This window comes from Rhizobium jaguaris (genome assembly GCF_003627755.1).
In the GTDB taxonomy this organism is placed as follows: Bacteria; Pseudomonadota; Alphaproteobacteria; order Rhizobiales; family Rhizobiaceae; genus Rhizobium; species Rhizobium jaguaris.
In genome coordinates this window covers 3629736-3645835 of record NZ_CP032694.1, presented here as the reverse complement: position 1 = coordinate 3645835, position 16100 = coordinate 3629736, and the positions used below count along the sequence as shown (strand labels likewise).

Genomic DNA, 16100 nt, shown 5'->3' with positions numbered 1-16100 from the left:
TTGCTGCTTCCTTCGATCTTTCTGGCGCATAAGACCGGAAAGTCAACGGGCTCAGTTTTCGATGAGGAAGCTGACCGAGCGCGCCGGCACGATGATCTCGCCTCGAACCGTCTTCGTCTCCTCCGGATTCAGCAGCGACCAGCCGCCCTTGCCTGATGCCGGCAGCTTGAAGGTCTGTTCTCCGTTCGCACGGTTGAGCAGCAGGGCGAGGCGGGTCTTCTTGCCGGTATCGCGATCCTCCGTCCCGATCGCCATTCCGAGCACTTGGGCATCTGACTTTTCCCAATCGGGTACCGTCATCGCCGTGCCTTTGGCGGAGAACCAGAGGACGTCGCCATTACCGTTGAAAAACTCCATCTCGCTGAAGGCGGTAAAGCGACGGCGGAGGCTGGCGAGCCAGGCGGTGTGGCCGATCAGTTCCTCGTCCAGCGCGGTCCAGTCCATCCAGGTGATGTCGTTGTCCTGGCAATAGGCATTGTTATTGCCGCGCTGCGTGCGCCCGCCTTCATCGCCGGCGGTCAGCATGATCGTCCCGCGGGTAGCGAAGAGCGTCGACAGCAAGGCTTCGATGTCGGTGCGGCGTTTGCGGAGGATGATCGGATCATCCGTCTTGCCCTCGACGCCATTGTTCCAGGAGAAGTTTTCGTTATGGCCGTCGCGATTGTTCTCGCCGTTCGCCTCATTGTGCTTGTGAGCATAGGAGACGATGTCCATCAGCGTGAAGCCGTCATGGGCGGCGAGAAAATTGATGCTGCGGGTCTGGACGCGACCGTCGCGACCGAAAAAGGACGAGGAGCCAGCGAGGATGGTGGCGATGTCGCCGATCATGTTGTCGTCGCCGCGCCAGAAGCGGCGCAGATCATCACGGGCGCGGTCGTTCCATTCGAGGAAAGGCGCCGGAAAATTGCCGAGCTGATAGCCGCCGGGGCCTATATCCCAGGGTTCGGCAATCATGATGCGATCTTCCAGAATGTCGTCGGCAAACAGGGACCGCAGCGTCAGGCTTTCGGGGTCGAAGCCTTTGGCGGTGCGGCCGAGGACGGTCGCGAGGTCGAATCGGAAGCCATCGATGCCGGCGTGGAGCACGAAATGGCGCAGGCTGTCGATGATGAGCTGGCGTGTGGCGGGTTGATCGCAGGCGACCGTATTGCCGGTGCCGGTGTCATTGATCAATGTGCCCGGTTGGTCCGGCTCATGGCGGAAATAGGTAGGGTTGTCGAGGCCGCGCAATGACAGCGTCGGGCCGTAGCGGTCGCTCTCGCCGGTGTGATTGAAGACGAGATCGAGGATGACGGCAATGCCTTCGGCGTGCAGCGCGGCGACCGTTTCTCGCAATTCCCTGACACCGCCGGGGGCAAGACGCGGGTCGAGCGCCATGAAAGCGACGGGATTATAACCCCAGCCATTGCTGAGTCCGAGCGGAGGCAAATGCCGTTCGTCGATCCAGGCGACAATCGGCATCGGCTCGATGGCGTCGACGTGCAGGCGCTTGAGATGAGCGATGACGGCGGGGTGGGCGAGGGCGGCGAGCGTGCCGCGCTTTTCCGCCGGCACCTCCGGATGAAGCATTGTGAAAGGCTTGACGGCGATTTCGTAGATCAGGCCGCCCGGTTGGAACAGCGGCTTGGCCCGCTTCACTGGTACGTCACGCGAGACGATCGCCTTCGGCATCAGATCCTGCGTGTCCTCGCCGAACGTGGTCAGGCGTGGATCGTAGTGGAAGGGCCGGTCAATTTCCTTGGCGTAGGGGTCGGCAAGCAGCTTCGACGGATCGAACCATAGACCTTGAGCCGGATCGTATGCGCCATGGGCTCGAAAACCGTAGCGCGCGCGTTCCTTGATGCCGTCCACAGCCAGGCGATGCTCTTCGCCTTCGCGTTTCATTGGCAGACGGGCAATCTCTTTCTTACCCTCGGCATCGAACAGGCAGAGTTCGATCTTGTCGGCATGCTTGGACCAAACTGCAAATTCCACGCCTTGGTCGGTAACCGTAGCGCCGAAAGATCGGGTGGCGGGCTCTTGCATGTCTCGCGGGCTTTCCGAACGTCTAGAGGTTGTCCTCTCTCCCCGCTCCTGAGTTCATCGAAGGGCGGGGAGGAGGGGCGGCGCGTCAGGCAAATTGTGCAGTCGCGGTGAATTCCGAGAGGGCCCCTCATCCGACCAGTCGCCGCCTAACTTCGTTCGGCAGCTCCTGGCCACCTTCTCCCCGCAGCCGCGGGGCGAAGGGGCTTGGCGATAAGTTCAGGTGATCACTGTCGGGGCGTCGCGACCGGTACGGCCCTCGATGTCGGCAAGCGACTGTGCGGCGGCGATGAGGTCGGCCAGCGCTTCCTGAGTCTCGATATTGTGGCGGGTCGGATCCGGCTCGTAGCGCTCGATGTAGACACGCAGGGTCGCGCCCGTCGTGCCAGTACCAGATAGACGGAAGACGACGCGGGAGCCGCCTTCGAACAGGATGCGGATGCCCTGGTGCTGGCTGACCGACTTGTCGACCGGATCGTGATAGGCAAAATCGTCGGCGGCAGAAACGGTGAGATCGCCGAATTTCGTGCCCGGCAAGGTCGGCAGCTTCTCGCGCAGCGCGCTGATCAGGCCATTGGCGGCATCGGTGTCGACGCCTTCATAGTCGTGGCGGGAATAATAGTTGCGGCCATAGGTCGCCCAATGCTGCGTGACGATGTCGATGACGCTCTCACCGCGCACGGCAAGGATGTTGAGCCAGAGCAGCACGGCCCAGAGACCATCCTTTTCGCGGACGTGATTGGAGCCGGTGCCGGAGCTTTCCTCGCCGCAGATCGTCGCCATGCCGGCGTCAAGCAGATTGCCGAAGAATTTCCAACCGGTCGGCGTCTCGTAGATGCCGATGCCGCGCTTTTCGGCGACACGGTCGGCGGCTCCGCTGGTTGGCATGGAGCGGGCGATACCGGCAATCCCGTGTGAATAGCCGGGTGCCAGATTGGCATTGGCGGCAAGGATCGCCAGGCTATCCGATGGCGTGACGTAGATGCCCTTGCCGATAATCAGGTTGCGGTCGCCGTCGCCGTCCGATGCAGCGCCGAAATCGGGTGCATCCTCGCCCATCATTTCGTCATAGAGCTCTTTGCAATAGACGAGGTTCGGGTCCGGGTGATGGCCGCCGAAGTCCGGCAGCGGCAGGAAATTGCGGACCGAGCCGCCCGGCGCGCCGAGGCGGATTTCGAAGATTTCCTTGGCATAGGGGCCGGTCACCGCGCTCATCGCGTCGAAACAGAGGCGGAAACCGAGGCTGATGAGGTTGCGGATGGCGCCGAAATCGAACAGCTCTTCCATCAGAGCAGCATAGTCTTCGACCGGATCGATGACCGAGACGATCATGCCGCCTACATCCTCGCGGCCGATGCGGTCGAGATTGATGTCGGCAAAATCGGCGATCTTGTAGCTTTCGATGACCTTGGTGCGTTCGTAGATCGCGTCGGTGATCTTTTCCGGCGCCGGGCCGCCATTGCCGATATTGTATTTGATACCGAAGTCTTCGGTCGGGCCGCCGGGATTGTGGCTGGCCGACAGCACGATGCCGCCGAACGCCTTATATTTGCGGATGATGTTCGAGGCGGCGGGCGTCGAGAGAATGCCCCCCTTGCCAACCATCACCTTGCCAAAGCCATTGGCGGCGGCCATCTTGATGGCCTTCTGGATGACTTCGCGATTATAAAAGCGGCCATCGCCGCCGATGACGAGGCATTTGCCCTGATAGCCTTCGAGCGAATCGAAAATCGACTGGATGAAGTTCTCGGCGTAGTTCGGCTGCTGAAATACGGGAACCTTCTTCCGGAGGCCTGAAGTACCAGGCTTCTGATCCGCATAGGGTTTGGTGGGAATGGTTTTAATCATCTGGTTAAGCGCCTCTCGAGACAAGGCTGGAGTAGAGGGCTGCATAGCGTTCTGCGCTCTTGCCCCAGGATACGTCGGATTTCATGCCCTGCTTTTGCATCTGCGTCCAGACCTTTCGATCCTGGAAAAGGTGCATGGCGCGGCGGATGGCCTGCAGCAGTCCGTCGGCTGTGACGGGCGAAAACTGAATGCCGGTCGCGACTTTTGCCTGCAGCGCGGCGTGGTTGGCGTCAATGATGGTGTCGTTGAGGCCACCCGTGCGCGCGACGATCGGCAGGCAGCCATAGCGTAAGCCATAAAGCTGCGTGAGGCCACAGGGTTCGAAACGGGATGGAATGATGATGGCGTCGCAGCCGGCCTGCATCAGATGCGACATCGGCTCATTATAGCCGGCCGACACGCCGACACGGCCGCGATAACGGCCGGCGGCGGCAAAAAGCGCGCCTTCGAGAGCGGCATCGCCGGCACCGAGGATGGCGAGCTTGCCGCCCAGCCGGACGATATCGCCGGAGATGCGGGCGAGCAGATCCATGCCTTTCTGCCAGGTCAGGCGGCTGACGACGCAAAAAATCGGCCCGTCATCATCGTCCAGACCAAAATGCTCGATCACGAGCTTGCGGTTCGCGGCGCGGTCTTTCAGCGTCGCTGCTCCATAGGTCTGCGCGATCATCGGGTCGGTTTCTGGATTCCAGATGCCGTCGTCAATGCCGTTCACAATTCCGTGCAGGCTGTTTGCTCGGCTGGCAATCACGCCTTCGAGGCCCATGCCGAATTCCGGCGTCAGGATTTCCTCGGCATAGGAAGGGCTGACGGTGGTAAGGGCGAGTGCGGTCTGCAGGCCGCCTTTGAGGAAGCCGACATCGCCATAATATTCGACACCTTCTATCGAGAAGGCATGTGGAGGCAGACGCAAGCCGGGGAAGATGTCCGAGCCGAATTGGCCCTGGAAGGCGATATTGTGGATGGTGAGTACGCTCGGCAGCTCCGGCGTCGGATTGTAACGCATGTAGACCGGCACCATGGCTGACTGCCAGTCGTGCACGTGCACCAGATCCGGCACCCAGCCTGGCAGCAGGCCGGCAGCGATTTCCGATCCGGCGAGCGACAAGGCAGCAAAACGCCGCCAATTATCGGGATAGTCCTTGCCGGTAGCGTCGACATAAGGGCCGCCGGTGCGGTTGTAGTAAGCCGGTGCGTCGAGCACGAGGAGGGAACCCCCGTCGTGCTCAGCCTCGAAGACCGTCGCTTTCTCGCCGAGCAGATCGGCGAATTCGAGACGAGCCACCGGATGGCGGATGGCTTTCATGACCGCGGGATAGCCCGGGATCAGGGTCTTCGTTTCGACGCCGTAGGGCTTGAGTGCGATAGGCAGGGCGCCGGCCACATCGGCCAGACCCCCTGTCTTGATCAAAGGGAAGACTTCGGACGAAACCGAAAGAACTTTCATATGTCAGATATCCAGCTTGTCGATCATTGTCTGGGTGATCAGGCAGATACCATTTTCCGTGCGGCGGAAGCGCTTGCCATCCAGTTCCGGATCCTCGCCGACGACCAGACCTTCCGGAATGGTGACGCCGTGGTCGATGACGACATTCTTCAACTGGGCGCGGCGGCCAATCTTGACACTCGGCAGCACGACGGCCCCTTCCAGCTTGGAATAGGAATTGGCGCGCACGCCGGTAAACAACAGGCTGTTCGACAGGGTCGCACCGGAGATGATGCAGTCACCGGCGACGACGGAGGAGACGGCCGAACCGCGGCGGTCCTCATCGTCATGAACGAACTTGGCCGGCGGCGTGATTTCGGCATAGGTCCAGATCGGCCAGGATTTGTCGTAGATATCGAGTTCCGGCACGACGGCGGTCAGGTCGATATTGGCCTGCCAGTAGGCGTCGACCGTCCCGACGTCTCGCCAATAGGCCTCGCGCTCGAAGTCGGAGCGAACGCAGGACTGCGTAAAGCGATGGGCGATGGCCTTGCCGTTCTTGACGATGTCAGGGATGATGTCCTTGCCGAAATCGCGGCTGGAGTTCGGGTCGGCGGCGTCGCGGCGCAGGCAGTCGATCAGGAACTTCGTGTGGAACACGTAGATGCCCATAGACGCCAGCGCGAAGTCTGGATTGCCCGGAATACCAGGCGGGTCGGCCGGCTTTTCGACGAAGTCGATGATCTGGTCTTTCTCGTCGACGTGCATGACGCCGAAGCCGACGGCTTCCATGCGCGGCACTTCCAGGCAGCCGATGGTGACGTCGGCACCGGAATCGACGTGCTGCTGCAGCATCCATTCATAGTCCATCTTGTAGATATGGTCGCCGGCGAGGATGACCATGTATTCCGGACCGTAGGGCTCGATGATGTCGATGTTCTGATAGACTGCGTCGGCCGTGCCTTCGTACCACTGCGTCTCGGAAACGCGCTGGCTCGCCGGCAGGATGTCGAAGCTTTCGTTACGCTCCGGGCGCAGGAAGTTCCAGCCGCGTTGCATGTGGCGGATCAGGGAGTGCGCCTTGTACTGGGTAGCGACGCCGATGCGGCGGATACCGGAGTTCAGCGCGTTGGACAGAGCGAAGTCGATGATTCTCGTCTTGCCACCAAAGTAGACGGCAGGTTTGGCGCGGCGGTCGGTCAGCTCTTTCAGGCGGCTGCCCCTGCCGCCGGCAAGAACGTAGGCCATGGCATCGCGTGCCAGCGGCTGGATACGTTTTTCTACCATTTCATTCCTCCCTGTCTGTTGGTCTCAAAATTCCGGTTCGAGCATGATCGTCGCCAGGGGAGGTAGCGTTATTGTCGCTTGTATGCCTCCGCCTGCACTAACAGCCTGCACGCGTCCGCCGTTGCCCTTACCGCTGCCGCCGTAAATGTCGGCATCGGTATTCAGTATTTCGCGCCACCGTCCCTCGGCTGGCAGGCGCAAATTATAATTCTCGCGGTAGACAGGCGTGAAATTGGTAATGACCGCGATTGGCTTTTCGCCGGGTGCCTTGCGCAGCCAAGCAAAGACCGAATTCTCGAAGTGCTCGACGATCAACCATTCGAAGCCATCGCCTTCGCAGTCACGGGCGTGCAATGCCGGTTTGCTGCGATAGGTCAAATTGAGATCGCGCACCAGGCGCCGCATGCCCTCATGCATGCGGTACTGCAGGAGATTCCAATCCAGCGCGCGGGCTTCGCTCCACTCACTCCATTGGGCAAATTCCTGGCCCATGAACAACAGCTTCTTGCCCGGATAACCCCACATGAAGGCGTAGTAGGCGCGCAGGTTGGCAAACTTCTGCCAGTCGTCACCCGCCATCTTGGCGATCAGCGAACCCTTGCCGTGCACGACTTCATCATGGGAGAGCGGCAGAACGAAATTTTCGGAGAAGGCGTAGATCAGGCCGAACGTCAGCTCGTTATGATGATATTTACGGTGCACGGGCTCGCGGGCGAGATAGCTCAGCGTGTCGTGCATGAAGCCCATATTCCATTTGAAGCCGAAGCCGAGGCCGCCTTCGTGCACCGGCTGCGACACTTTCGGCCAGGAGGTCGATTCCTCGGCGATGGTCATCACGCCCGGATGCGAACCATAAAGCCTGGTATTCATCGATTGCAGGAAGCGAACAGCCTCCAGGTTCTCGTTGCCGCCATATTCGTTCGGGATCCATTCGCCGTGCTTGCGGGAATAGTCGAGATAAAGCATCGAGGCGACGGCATCGACGCGCACGCCATCGAGATGGAATTTTTCGGCCCAATAGAGCGCATTGTTCTGCAGGTAGGCGAGAACTTCCGTGCGTCCGAAATTGTAGATCGCGGTATTCCAGTCGGGATGAAAGCCCTTGCGCGGGTCTTCGTGTTCGTAGAGCGCAGTGCCGTCAAACCAGCGCAGTCCATGCTCGTCCGTCGGGAAATGCGCCGGCACCCAGTCGAGGATGACGCCGATACCGACTTTGTGACAGCCGTTGACGAAGCGGGCAAAGCCTTCCGGCTCGCCGAACCGGGCCGTTGGTGCATAGAGGCCCGTGGTCTGGTAACCCCAGGAGGGGTCGTAGGGATGTTCGGTGATCGGTAGGAATTCGATATGCGTGAAGCCCATGTCGACGCAATAGGGAATGAGGCGCGAGGCAAGCTCGTCCCAGGACAGCATCGAGCCGTCGTCGCGGCGCTGCCATGAGCCGGCATGTACCTCGTAGATCGAAATCGGCTGGCGACGCTTATCGATACCGGCCCAATGTTCCTGGTGAGCCTCGTCTTCCCAGACCTGGGTCATTTCGTTGGCCGTGACCGAAGCGGTCTTCGGCCGCAGTTCACTGCGGCGGGCGAAGGGGTCGGCCTTCAGTGGCAAGACCACGCCGTCATGGCCGCGGATTTCGAACTTGTAGGCTACGCCCGCCGGGATGTCGGGTGCGAAGATTTCCCAGATGCCGGAATCCGAGCGAAAGCGCATGACATGCCGGCGGCCATCCCAGTTGTTGAAGTCGCCGACGACCGAAACGCGCTGCGCGTTAGGCGCCCAGACGGCAAAGTGAAAGCCCTGCACGCCCTCGTGTTTCAACGGGTGTGCGCCCATCTTGTCGAACAGGCGGAGATGTGTGCCCTCGCGGACGAAGTAATCGTCCATCGGCCCGAGGACCGGGCCGAAGCTGTAGGGATCGGTCACTGCCCATTCGGCGTCGCCGCGCCGGGCGCGATAGCGCACCGGCTGTTGCTTGGTGACCGTGATGTTACCGGAAAAGAACCCGGCCGGATCGAGACAATCCAACTCGCCGATGACGGAGCCGTCCAGCGCCGTCGCAGTGACGGCTTCTGCGCCGAGAATGAAGCAACGGGCGATGAAGCCATCATCGGTCCTGTGCACGCCGAGAACGGCGAATGGATCGGAGTGCGTGCCTGCGAGAATTGCAGCAATCTCGTCTGCCGAAATATCCCTCAAGGCGATGCCGTCAGCGGGTTTTTTCGGCTTTGTCATCCAGCTCTCCAGATTTCCTTGGCGTATTGGCGGATCGTCCGGTCGGAGGAGAACCAGCCCATGCGAGCGGTATTGTTGATCGTCTTGGCATACCACTCCGAGGAATTGGCCCAGAGGGTATCGACGTCGCGTTGGGCTGCTGCATAGGCATCGAAATCGGCTGCGACCATGAACCAGTCATGGGCATAAATGCCGTCGATCAGGCCGGCATAGCGAGTGCGGTCGTCCGGAGAGAAGACGCCCGACGCGATCGCTGAAAGCGCCTGCGCCAGTTCGCGCGAGTGTTCGATAATGGCCCGGGGATCGTGGCCGTCGCTGCGCAAATTGGCAACCTCGTCGGCCTTCAGGCCGAAGATGACGATGTTGTCTTCGCCGACATTGTCGCGCATTTCGACATTGGCGCCGTCCAGTGTGCCGATGGTCAGCGCACCGTTGAGGCCGAACTTCATGTTGCCTGTGCCGGATGCTTCCATGCCGGCGGTCGAGATCTGCTCGGAGAGGTCGGCGGCCGGAACCATAACTTCGGCGAGCGAGACATTGTAGTTCGGTACGAAGACGACCTTCAGCAGGCCGCGCACCGATGGGTCGTTGTTGATGACGCGGGCGACATCGTTGATCAGCTTGATGATCAGCTTGGCGTTGTGGTAGCTCGGCGCCGCCTTGCCGGCGAACAGTTTTACGCGCGGCTGCCAGTCCAGTTCTGGACGCGAGCGGATCTGGTCGTAGAGAGCGATGGCTTCGATGATGTTGAGAAGCTGGCGCTTATATTCATGGATGCGCTTGATCTGGATGTCGAACATGGCATTGGGATCAAGCTTGATGCCCATGCGGCTGGCGACCAGATTGGAAAGCTGTACCTTGTTGGCGCGTTTGACGGCGGCGAACTTTTCCTGGAAGGCGCGATCGCGGGAAAACTGGTCGAGTGGCTTCAGCTTCTCCGCATCGTCGAGGAACGCGTCGCCAATGGCTTCGCGAACGAGGCTGGTCAGGCCCGGATTGCATTGCATGAGCCAGCGACGCGGCGTGATGCCGTTGGTCTTGTTGTTGATGCGATCCGGATAGAGCTTGTGCAGGTCGGCGAAGACGGTGACCTTCATCAGATCGGTGTGGAGCGCCGAGACGCCGTTGATCGAGTGGGAGCCGACGAAGGCAAGATTGCCCATGCGAAGGCGGCGGTCGCCGTTTTCATCAATCAGCGAGATCGAGCGGATTTCAGCATCGCTGAAATTGCGGGCCTTGCGGGCTTCGACCAGGATCTTGGCGTTGATCGCGTAAATGATCTGCATGTGGCGCGGCAGCAGCCGTTCGAACAGCGGCACCGGCCAGCTTTCCAGCGCTTCCGGCAGAAGCGTGTGGTTGGTGTAGCCGAAAGTGTTGCGGGTGATATCCCAGGCGGCATCGAACTCGATGCCGTGAACATCGACCAGCAGGCGCATCATTTCGGCGACGGAGACGGCCGGATGGGTGTCGTTCAGTTGGATTGCAACCTTGTCTGCAAGATTGGTCAGATCGTCATATTGCTGCAGATGGCGGCGCAGAATGTCCTGCAGCGAAGCGGACGAGAAGAAGAATTCCTGACGCAGGCGCAGCTCCTGGCCGGCGGGCGTTGCATCGGCCGGATAGAGAACGCGGGTCAGGCTTTCGGCCTTGTTGCTTTCGCGCAGTGCGCCGATATGGTCGCCAGCATTGAAGGCGTCGAGCAGGATCGGGTCGATCGGCTGTGCCGACCAGAGGCGCAGCGTATTGACGCGCTTGGCGCGCCAGCCGACGACGGGCGTATCGAAGGCGGCGGCGATGACGCGCTCAGCCGGCTTCCAGACATAGCGCGGCTGGTCGTCATGGCCGCTGACGAATTCGACGGCGCCGCCGAAACCGATTTCATAGGCGCTTTCCTGACGCTCGAATTCCCAGGGATTGCCATGGGCGAGCCAGGTTTCCGGCAGTTCCACCTGCCAGCCGTCGGCCATCTGCTGGCGGAAGAGGCCGTGGACATAACGAATGCCGTAGCCGTAGGCCGGGACGTCTACGGTCGCCATCGACTCCATGAAGCAGGCGGCGAGACGGCCAAGGCCGCCGTTGCCGAGTGCCGCATCGGGCTCGAGGCCGGCAATGACGCGGATGTCGACGCCGAGCGAGGAGAGCGCATTAGTGATCTCCTCCATCAGGCCAAGGTTCGAAACGGCATCGCGCATCAGGCGGCCAATGAGGAATTCAAGCGACAAATAGTAGACGCGCTTCGCACCGGTCTCGTAGACCTTGCGGGTCGATTCCATCCACTTGTCGATGACGCGGTCGCGAACGACAAGGATCGTCGCCGTCAGCCAATCGTGCGGCTTGGCAACTTTTGCGTCCTTGCCGATGCGATAGGTCAGACGCTCGATGATTTCTTCCGCCAGGATTTCGGGGCGGGAACTGCGGGGCGCAGGAACGGGGAGATTGGCCTTGGTCAAGTTATTCATACTATCAAGTCTCGCCATTTGTGATTTATATTCAGGGTGTTACGCCTAACTAGATCAATTTGCCACTGCCTCTACGTAGCAGTTTATGCACCGATGTAAAGCTGTTGCAACAAGTGAATGTTGCAGATGCAAAAATACCGAGCAAACGCTCTCGATGTGCCAAAAAGACTTGATTTCGGTTGTTTTTCCGGCTCTTATCGTTGGATTACCTAACGAGCGAAAGCCGCCCTGGATTATTCCAGCGCGGCTTTTGTTTTTACGATCTATTTGTGGTTTCGGGCGCGTCGCGCCCCGGTTGTTATTTGGTCAGAAGCGTCATTTTCTTCGAGCGCGGTCCAAATCAGCGATAGACGAGACAACCCGGACCGTTCCTGAGCAATCTATCCTCCGATGCGCCTTCGATCTTCCCGACTAGTTCTATTGCGTCAAACGGACGGCAGCGCCATCAGCAGACGCGCAAACCGAGGAGATTGTGTAGAAGATGTCTTGCCGCTCCCAGCCGCCGCCGTCTTCCCAAGCGTGATTCTGAGGTGACTGGCAGCCGAAATAATTTTCGATGGGTACTGTTATTCCCTTCGGAAGTTGCTGCCCATTGACGAAAAGGTAATATGAAGTATCGGGGTTATCGGTGCGCAATGTCAGATCGTATTTCTGATCTGCTGCCCTAGAGCTTTTGCTGCATTTAACGGCATTGTTGCTGCTGACCGAGGCGGTTTGGCCGGTGGGGCAACCATCATCCTTGATGTCCATTTGCAAGACAAGCTTCGTGTATTGACCAAGATTTATGGCGCCCGGCGGATTTACTACCATAGTGCCCTGGCCGGAGTCGTTATGTGTGGTCGGTTGGTAGGTCACCGTGCCGAGAACGACTTCCGATGTCGTATTCGGCCGCACAACTCGAATGGTAACCTTCTTGTAATAATAGCCCTGCGCTTTCGTCGGTGTGAGCGTCACCTGCTGGGGCTTGGGCGGCGAATAAGAAGCGGCGTTGACGCTGATATCGACATTGTTGACATTGCCGAGCCGCATCAGCGTCGTCGGAACGGAGCCGGTCAACGTCACCTGCAGCGTGTTCCCGTTCGCCGTTATGTTAGAGGCGAGGCCAATGGGTGTGGTTGCTGCGTAGGCATCGATGAAAGCCTGTGCCGTAGCTTTGGCAGTCGAAAAATTGGTTCCGTCGTATATCTCACCGCCGGCAAGTGCGGCGCTATCGGCAATTTCCTGCAGATTGGTACGCTGAGCGATGGCCGTGGAATAATCAATTGCCGCGCCCGCTGCCAAAGACACCGGAACGAGCAGCAGTGCGGTCAATATGCCGAAATTGCCGGCGCGATCGCGCAAAAGGCGTTGAATGCTGCGAAATTTGCTCGAACCGGTGATCATCACGTCCGTCCAAAGAGTGTAAGCCTCAGAATTGACGGTGACTATCGGCGAAAACTCTCAGTGCGCCGTTTAGAAGATCGTTCGACTTTTACGGAATAGCTGGATTATTCCCGTTATGGTTTTATTTAAGCTATTGCTGTTTCAACGGAATAACATCGACTGCTTGAACCGTCTTCTGGCTGCCATAGCTCTTCAGCACACCGATGACGGGGGCGACGTCGGAATAATCGCGGCCGTAGGCGACGACGATATGGTCGGTTCCGGCAGGGATGTTGTTGGTCGGATCGAGCTCGATCCAGCCTGCCGTTTCACCGCACCAGATGCGCACCCAGGCATGCATGGCGTCAGCGCCTTCCAGCCGTTCCTCGCCAGGGGGCGGGATGGTGCGCAGGAAGCCGCTGACATAGCCGGCCGGAATGCCGAGGCTGCGCAGCGCGATGATCATCACATGCACGAAATCCTGGCACACCCCGCGTTTCAAGCGGAATGCCTCTTTTGGCGTGGTGTCGACCGTTGTCGCCTTGGGGTCGTAGACGAAATCCTTGTGGATCTGGGCGCAGACGGCATGGGCGATCTGCATAACCGTCAGGTTGGTCGCCGCCCATTGCCGGGCGTAATCCGCGATTTCTGTCGTCTCCGGCAGGCGTGGGCTTGTGCCGATGAAATGATGCGGCGAGGACGGTTCTACCGACCAGCAATCGCCAATCTCATCCGGCAGCCTTGCGAGTACGGGCGAGAAGTCGGCGGTAAGCGGCTGGCTTTCCACCTGCACCCGCGCCTGCATGCGGATATCGAGCTTTTCATGTGGGTTGCGGACCAGGATCGAGGTTGCGGGATGCTGGAAAAAATCTGTGAAGTTCGACTGTTCGTCGGGATGCGGGGTGACTTTCAGCGAGCCGGCAATCAGGCGCTGACGATTGGCCAGTGACAGCGGCAGCACGCGCATGATGTGGCGCGCGCCGCTGGCCGGCACGTCGTAGATATAGCCCATGTGCAGCGACAGGTCGTAAAGCATGACATCATCCGAGATAGGTCTGGGCCAGGAGATCGGAGAGCCGTTCCAACTCCCGTTCCAGCTGCTTGTAAACCTCGCCATTCATCGTTTCCGGGGTCATGACCGCCAGACCTGAATGCAACCGCATGGCCTCGCGATAGAAGGGCGACATCTGGCCGTTGACCAAGGCGTTCGGCAATTGCTCCACTTCGCGGTGGATTTCGTTCATCTGAAAGAGAATTGAGCGCGGGTTGAGCGGATCGAGCGCCAGGAGATCGGTCACCGTCAGGCGCGCGGTATTGACGTTGTAGCGGCGGCGATGGGTCATGACGCTGTCGCCGATTTCGAGCAGCATGTCGAGCGCGCCGTCGGGCGCCTCCGGGCCGGACATGTAGCCAAGCAGGCGCGTCATATGCAGGCCGCGCTCGATATAGCGGCCGAGCGATAGAAAACGCCAGCCGGTGAAGCGGTACATGTTTTCATGCACGAGACCGGCAAAGCCCGCGAGCTTGCGCAGCAGGATCGTCATGGCATGGCTGGCATCGTCGCCGGATTTGACCTTTTCCTTGAAGCGCCGCGCCGTCTTGGCGAGGTCGTTCAGTGCCAGCCAGCCATCCGGCGAGAAGCGATCACGGATGTTGCTGGCGGAATAGACTGCGCTGTCGATATTGCGCAGCAGGTTTTCCGGTACGGCTTCCTCGGTGTCGATATCCACGGCCGCGAGATAGGCGCTGACGGCGGCGAGCAGCGGCTGGGTAGGATCGGCGGCCTCGGCGAAGCGCCCGTGCCAGGCGCGCAGGATGCGCAACGCTCCTTCGGCGCGTTCGATATAGCGGCCGAGCCAGAAGAGATTGTCGGCGGCGCGGCTCGGCAGGCTGCCGGGCATGTTGCGGGTGAAGGTCTCCTCGGTCGGCAACAGCGTGTGGCGCTCCACCGGCTTGTCGGAAACGATCCAGACATCGGCGGCGGACCCACCGGCCTGCATGGCGATGGCGGCGACATCGTCGCCGCTGCCGATGCGGGCAAAGCCGCCGGGCATGATCTGCCAGCCGTTTTCGGTGCGGGCGGCGAAGACGCGCAGGCTCATCGGCCTCGGCAGCAGCTTGCCGTTTACCCATGCGGGCGTTGTCGACAGCGTGACGACCTCTTGGCCGACCAGTTTCTGCCCGTCCCTCGTCAGCCAATCGGCAATCGATTCCTTGGCGGTGGTGCGCAGCGTCGAGCCCAATACCGACTGGCCGTTGTCGTCGAAGAAAGGCATGCAGGAATAGGCGGGGCCGATCACCATTTTTTCGATATGCGCGGCGACGTGCTCGCGCTCGGCTTTCTGTCCGCACCACCAGGTGGCGATCGATGGCAGCATCAGGTCTTCACCACGCAACTGCCGGCAGATGGTGGGCATGAAGGCGAGAAGCGCGCGGGTTTCCAGAATGCCGGAACCGAGCGCGTTGACGATGGTGACGCTTTGCGCCCTCAAGGCCTCGACCATGCCGGGCGTGCCGATATGGGATTGCTGATTGAGCTCCAGCGGATCGGCATAGGACGCGTCGAGGCGTCGCCAAAGCACGCTGATCGGCTTTAAGCCCGCGACGGTGCGCACCATCATCTGATCGTCGACGACGGTAATGTCCTCGCCCTCGAGCAGCATGAAGCCGAGATAGCGGGCAATATAGGCGTGTTCGTAGTAGGTCTCGTTGGCCGGCCCCGGCGTCAGGACGGCGATGCGGTCGGTCGCACCGCGCTTCACGCCCTGCAACGCGTCGCGGAAGGCGCCAAAAAAAGAAGCGAGGCGGTGGACCTTGGTTTCAGCATAGATATCGGAGAAAGCGCGCGTGGTGGCCACACGGGTCTCCAGCGCGAAACCGGCGCCGGACGGAGCCTGGGCGCGGTCGGCCAACACCCACCAATTGCCGTCCGGCCCACGGCCGACCTCGAAGGCGAGGAAGTGAAGATAGTGCCCGTCGGCGGGTTTGATGCCAACGAGCGGCCGCAGGAATTCAGGATTGGCGGCGATGAGCGCCGGCGGCAGCAAGCCTTCGTTGACCAGTCGGTTATCGCCGTAGATATCGGCAATGATCTCTTCAAGCAGGTCGGCGCGCTGACGCAGGCCGGCCGACAGCGTCTGCCATTCGCGCTCGTCGATCAGCACGGGAATATGCGAAATCGGCCAGTTGCGTTCGCTGACGCCCTTTGCTTCATAGGCTCGGTAGAACACGCCGGCGTCGCGTAGATAGCGGTCGGCGCGGGCGAAACGTTCCAGGAGTTCCTTTTCCGGCATGCGGGTCAGTGCAGCGAGCAGGTTTTGCCAGACCGGCCGCACCGCACCTTTATTGTCGACCATTTCGTCGGCGACGCCGGGCAAAGCCGAATAGGCAAAGGCCGGATCGTTGCCGATGCCAGCCCTTATATCGTCTCGCCGCTCCGTCGCTGGTTTTTTACCCATGCCTAT

General features: G+C 60.3%; 9 protein-coding genes. All 9 read right to left on the bottom strand.

Features of this window, described 5'->3' with window-relative positions; genetic code table 11:
- Positions 1 to 51 precede the first annotated feature (51 nt).
- Positions 52 to 2025 (bottom strand): glycogen debranching protein GlgX, encoded by a 1974-nt coding sequence (glgX, locus tag CCGE525_RS17785; RefSeq protein WP_120705433.1) that lies wholly within the window; start codon positions 2023 to 2025, stop codon positions 52 to 54.
- A 216-nt stretch (positions 2026 to 2241) separates the two neighbouring features.
- Positions 2242 to 3870: an alpha-D-glucose phosphate-specific phosphoglucomutase gene (locus CCGE525_RS17780; RefSeq protein ID WP_120705432.1), complete on the bottom strand. Its 1629-nt coding sequence runs from the start codon at positions 3868 to 3870 to the stop codon at positions 2242 to 2244.
- Between the two features lie 4 nt (positions 3871 to 3874).
- A complete protein-coding gene (gene glgA / locus CCGE525_RS17775) occupies positions 3875 to 5317 on the bottom strand; it encodes a glycogen synthase GlgA (RefSeq protein WP_120705431.1) in 1443 nt (480 codons plus the stop codon).
- Between the two features lie 3 nt (positions 5318 to 5320).
- A complete protein-coding gene (gene glgC / locus CCGE525_RS17770) occupies positions 5321 to 6583 on the bottom strand; it encodes a glucose-1-phosphate adenylyltransferase (RefSeq protein WP_120705430.1) in 1263 nt (420 codons plus the stop codon).
- A 24-nt stretch (positions 6584 to 6607) separates the two neighbouring features.
- Positions 6608 to 8815 carry a 1,4-alpha-glucan branching protein GlgB gene (glgB, locus tag CCGE525_RS17765; RefSeq protein WP_120705429.1) on the bottom strand — a complete coding sequence of 736 codons (2208 nt, stop codon included), beginning with the start codon at positions 8813 to 8815 and terminating at the stop codon, positions 6608 to 6610.
- A complete protein-coding gene (locus tag CCGE525_RS17760; RefSeq protein WP_120705428.1) occupies positions 8812 to 11274 on the bottom strand; it encodes a glycogen/starch/alpha-glucan phosphorylase in 2463 nt (820 codons plus the stop codon). The genes glgB and CCGE525_RS17760 overlap by 4 nt, the downstream gene beginning before the upstream one ends.
- A gap of 417 nt (positions 11275 to 11691) precedes the next feature.
- Positions 11692 to 12657 carry a TadE/TadG family type IV pilus assembly protein gene (locus CCGE525_RS17755; protein WP_120705427.1) on the bottom strand — a complete coding sequence of 322 codons (966 nt, stop codon included), beginning with the start codon at positions 12655 to 12657 and terminating at the stop codon, positions 11692 to 11694.
- Positions 12658 to 12787: 130 nt separating this feature from the next.
- Entirely contained in the window at positions 12788 to 13672 is an 885-nt protein-coding gene (locus CCGE525_RS17750; RefSeq protein WP_120705426.1) for a transglutaminase family protein, read from the bottom strand.
- 4 nt (positions 13673 to 13676) lie between these two features.
- Positions 13677 to 16094, bottom strand: a complete 2418-nt coding sequence (locus CCGE525_RS17745) for a circularly permuted type 2 ATP-grasp protein (protein WP_120705425.1) — start codon at positions 16092 to 16094, stop codon at positions 13677 to 13679.
- Between the last annotated feature and the right edge of the window lie 6 nt (positions 16095 to 16100).

Coding starts and splice junctions, on each gene's coding strand:
- CCGE525_RS17780 (WP_120705432.1), bottom strand. CDS start 3,870: ATGATTAAAACCATTCCCACCAAACCCTATGCGGATCAGAAGCCTGGT.
- CCGE525_RS17750 (WP_120705426.1), bottom strand. CDS start 13,672: ATGCTTTACGACCTGTCGCTGCACATGGGCTATATCTACGACGTGCCG.
- glgA (WP_120705431.1), bottom strand. CDS start 5,317: ATGAAAGTTCTTTCGGTTTCGTCCGAAGTCTTCCCTTTGATCAAGACA.
- CCGE525_RS17745 (WP_120705425.1), bottom strand. CDS start 16,094: ATGGGTAAAAAACCAGCGACGGAGCGGCGAGACGATATAAGGGCTGGC.
- CCGE525_RS17755 (WP_120705427.1), bottom strand. CDS start 12,657: ATGATCACCGGTTCGAGCAAATTTCGCAGCATTCAACGCCTTTTGCGC.
- CCGE525_RS17760 (WP_120705428.1), bottom strand. CDS start 11,274: ATGAATAACTTGACCAAGGCCAATCTCCCCGTTCCTGCGCCCCGCAGT.
- glgC (WP_120705430.1), bottom strand. CDS start 6,583: ATGGTAGAAAAACGTATCCAGCCGCTGGCACGCGATGCCATGGCCTAC.
- glgB (WP_120705429.1), bottom strand. CDS start 8,815: ATGACAAAGCCGAAAAAACCCGCTGACGGCATCGCCTTGAGGGATATT.
- glgX (WP_120705433.1), bottom strand. CDS start 2,025: ATGCAAGAGCCCGCCACCCGATCTTTCGGCGCTACGGTTACCGACCAA.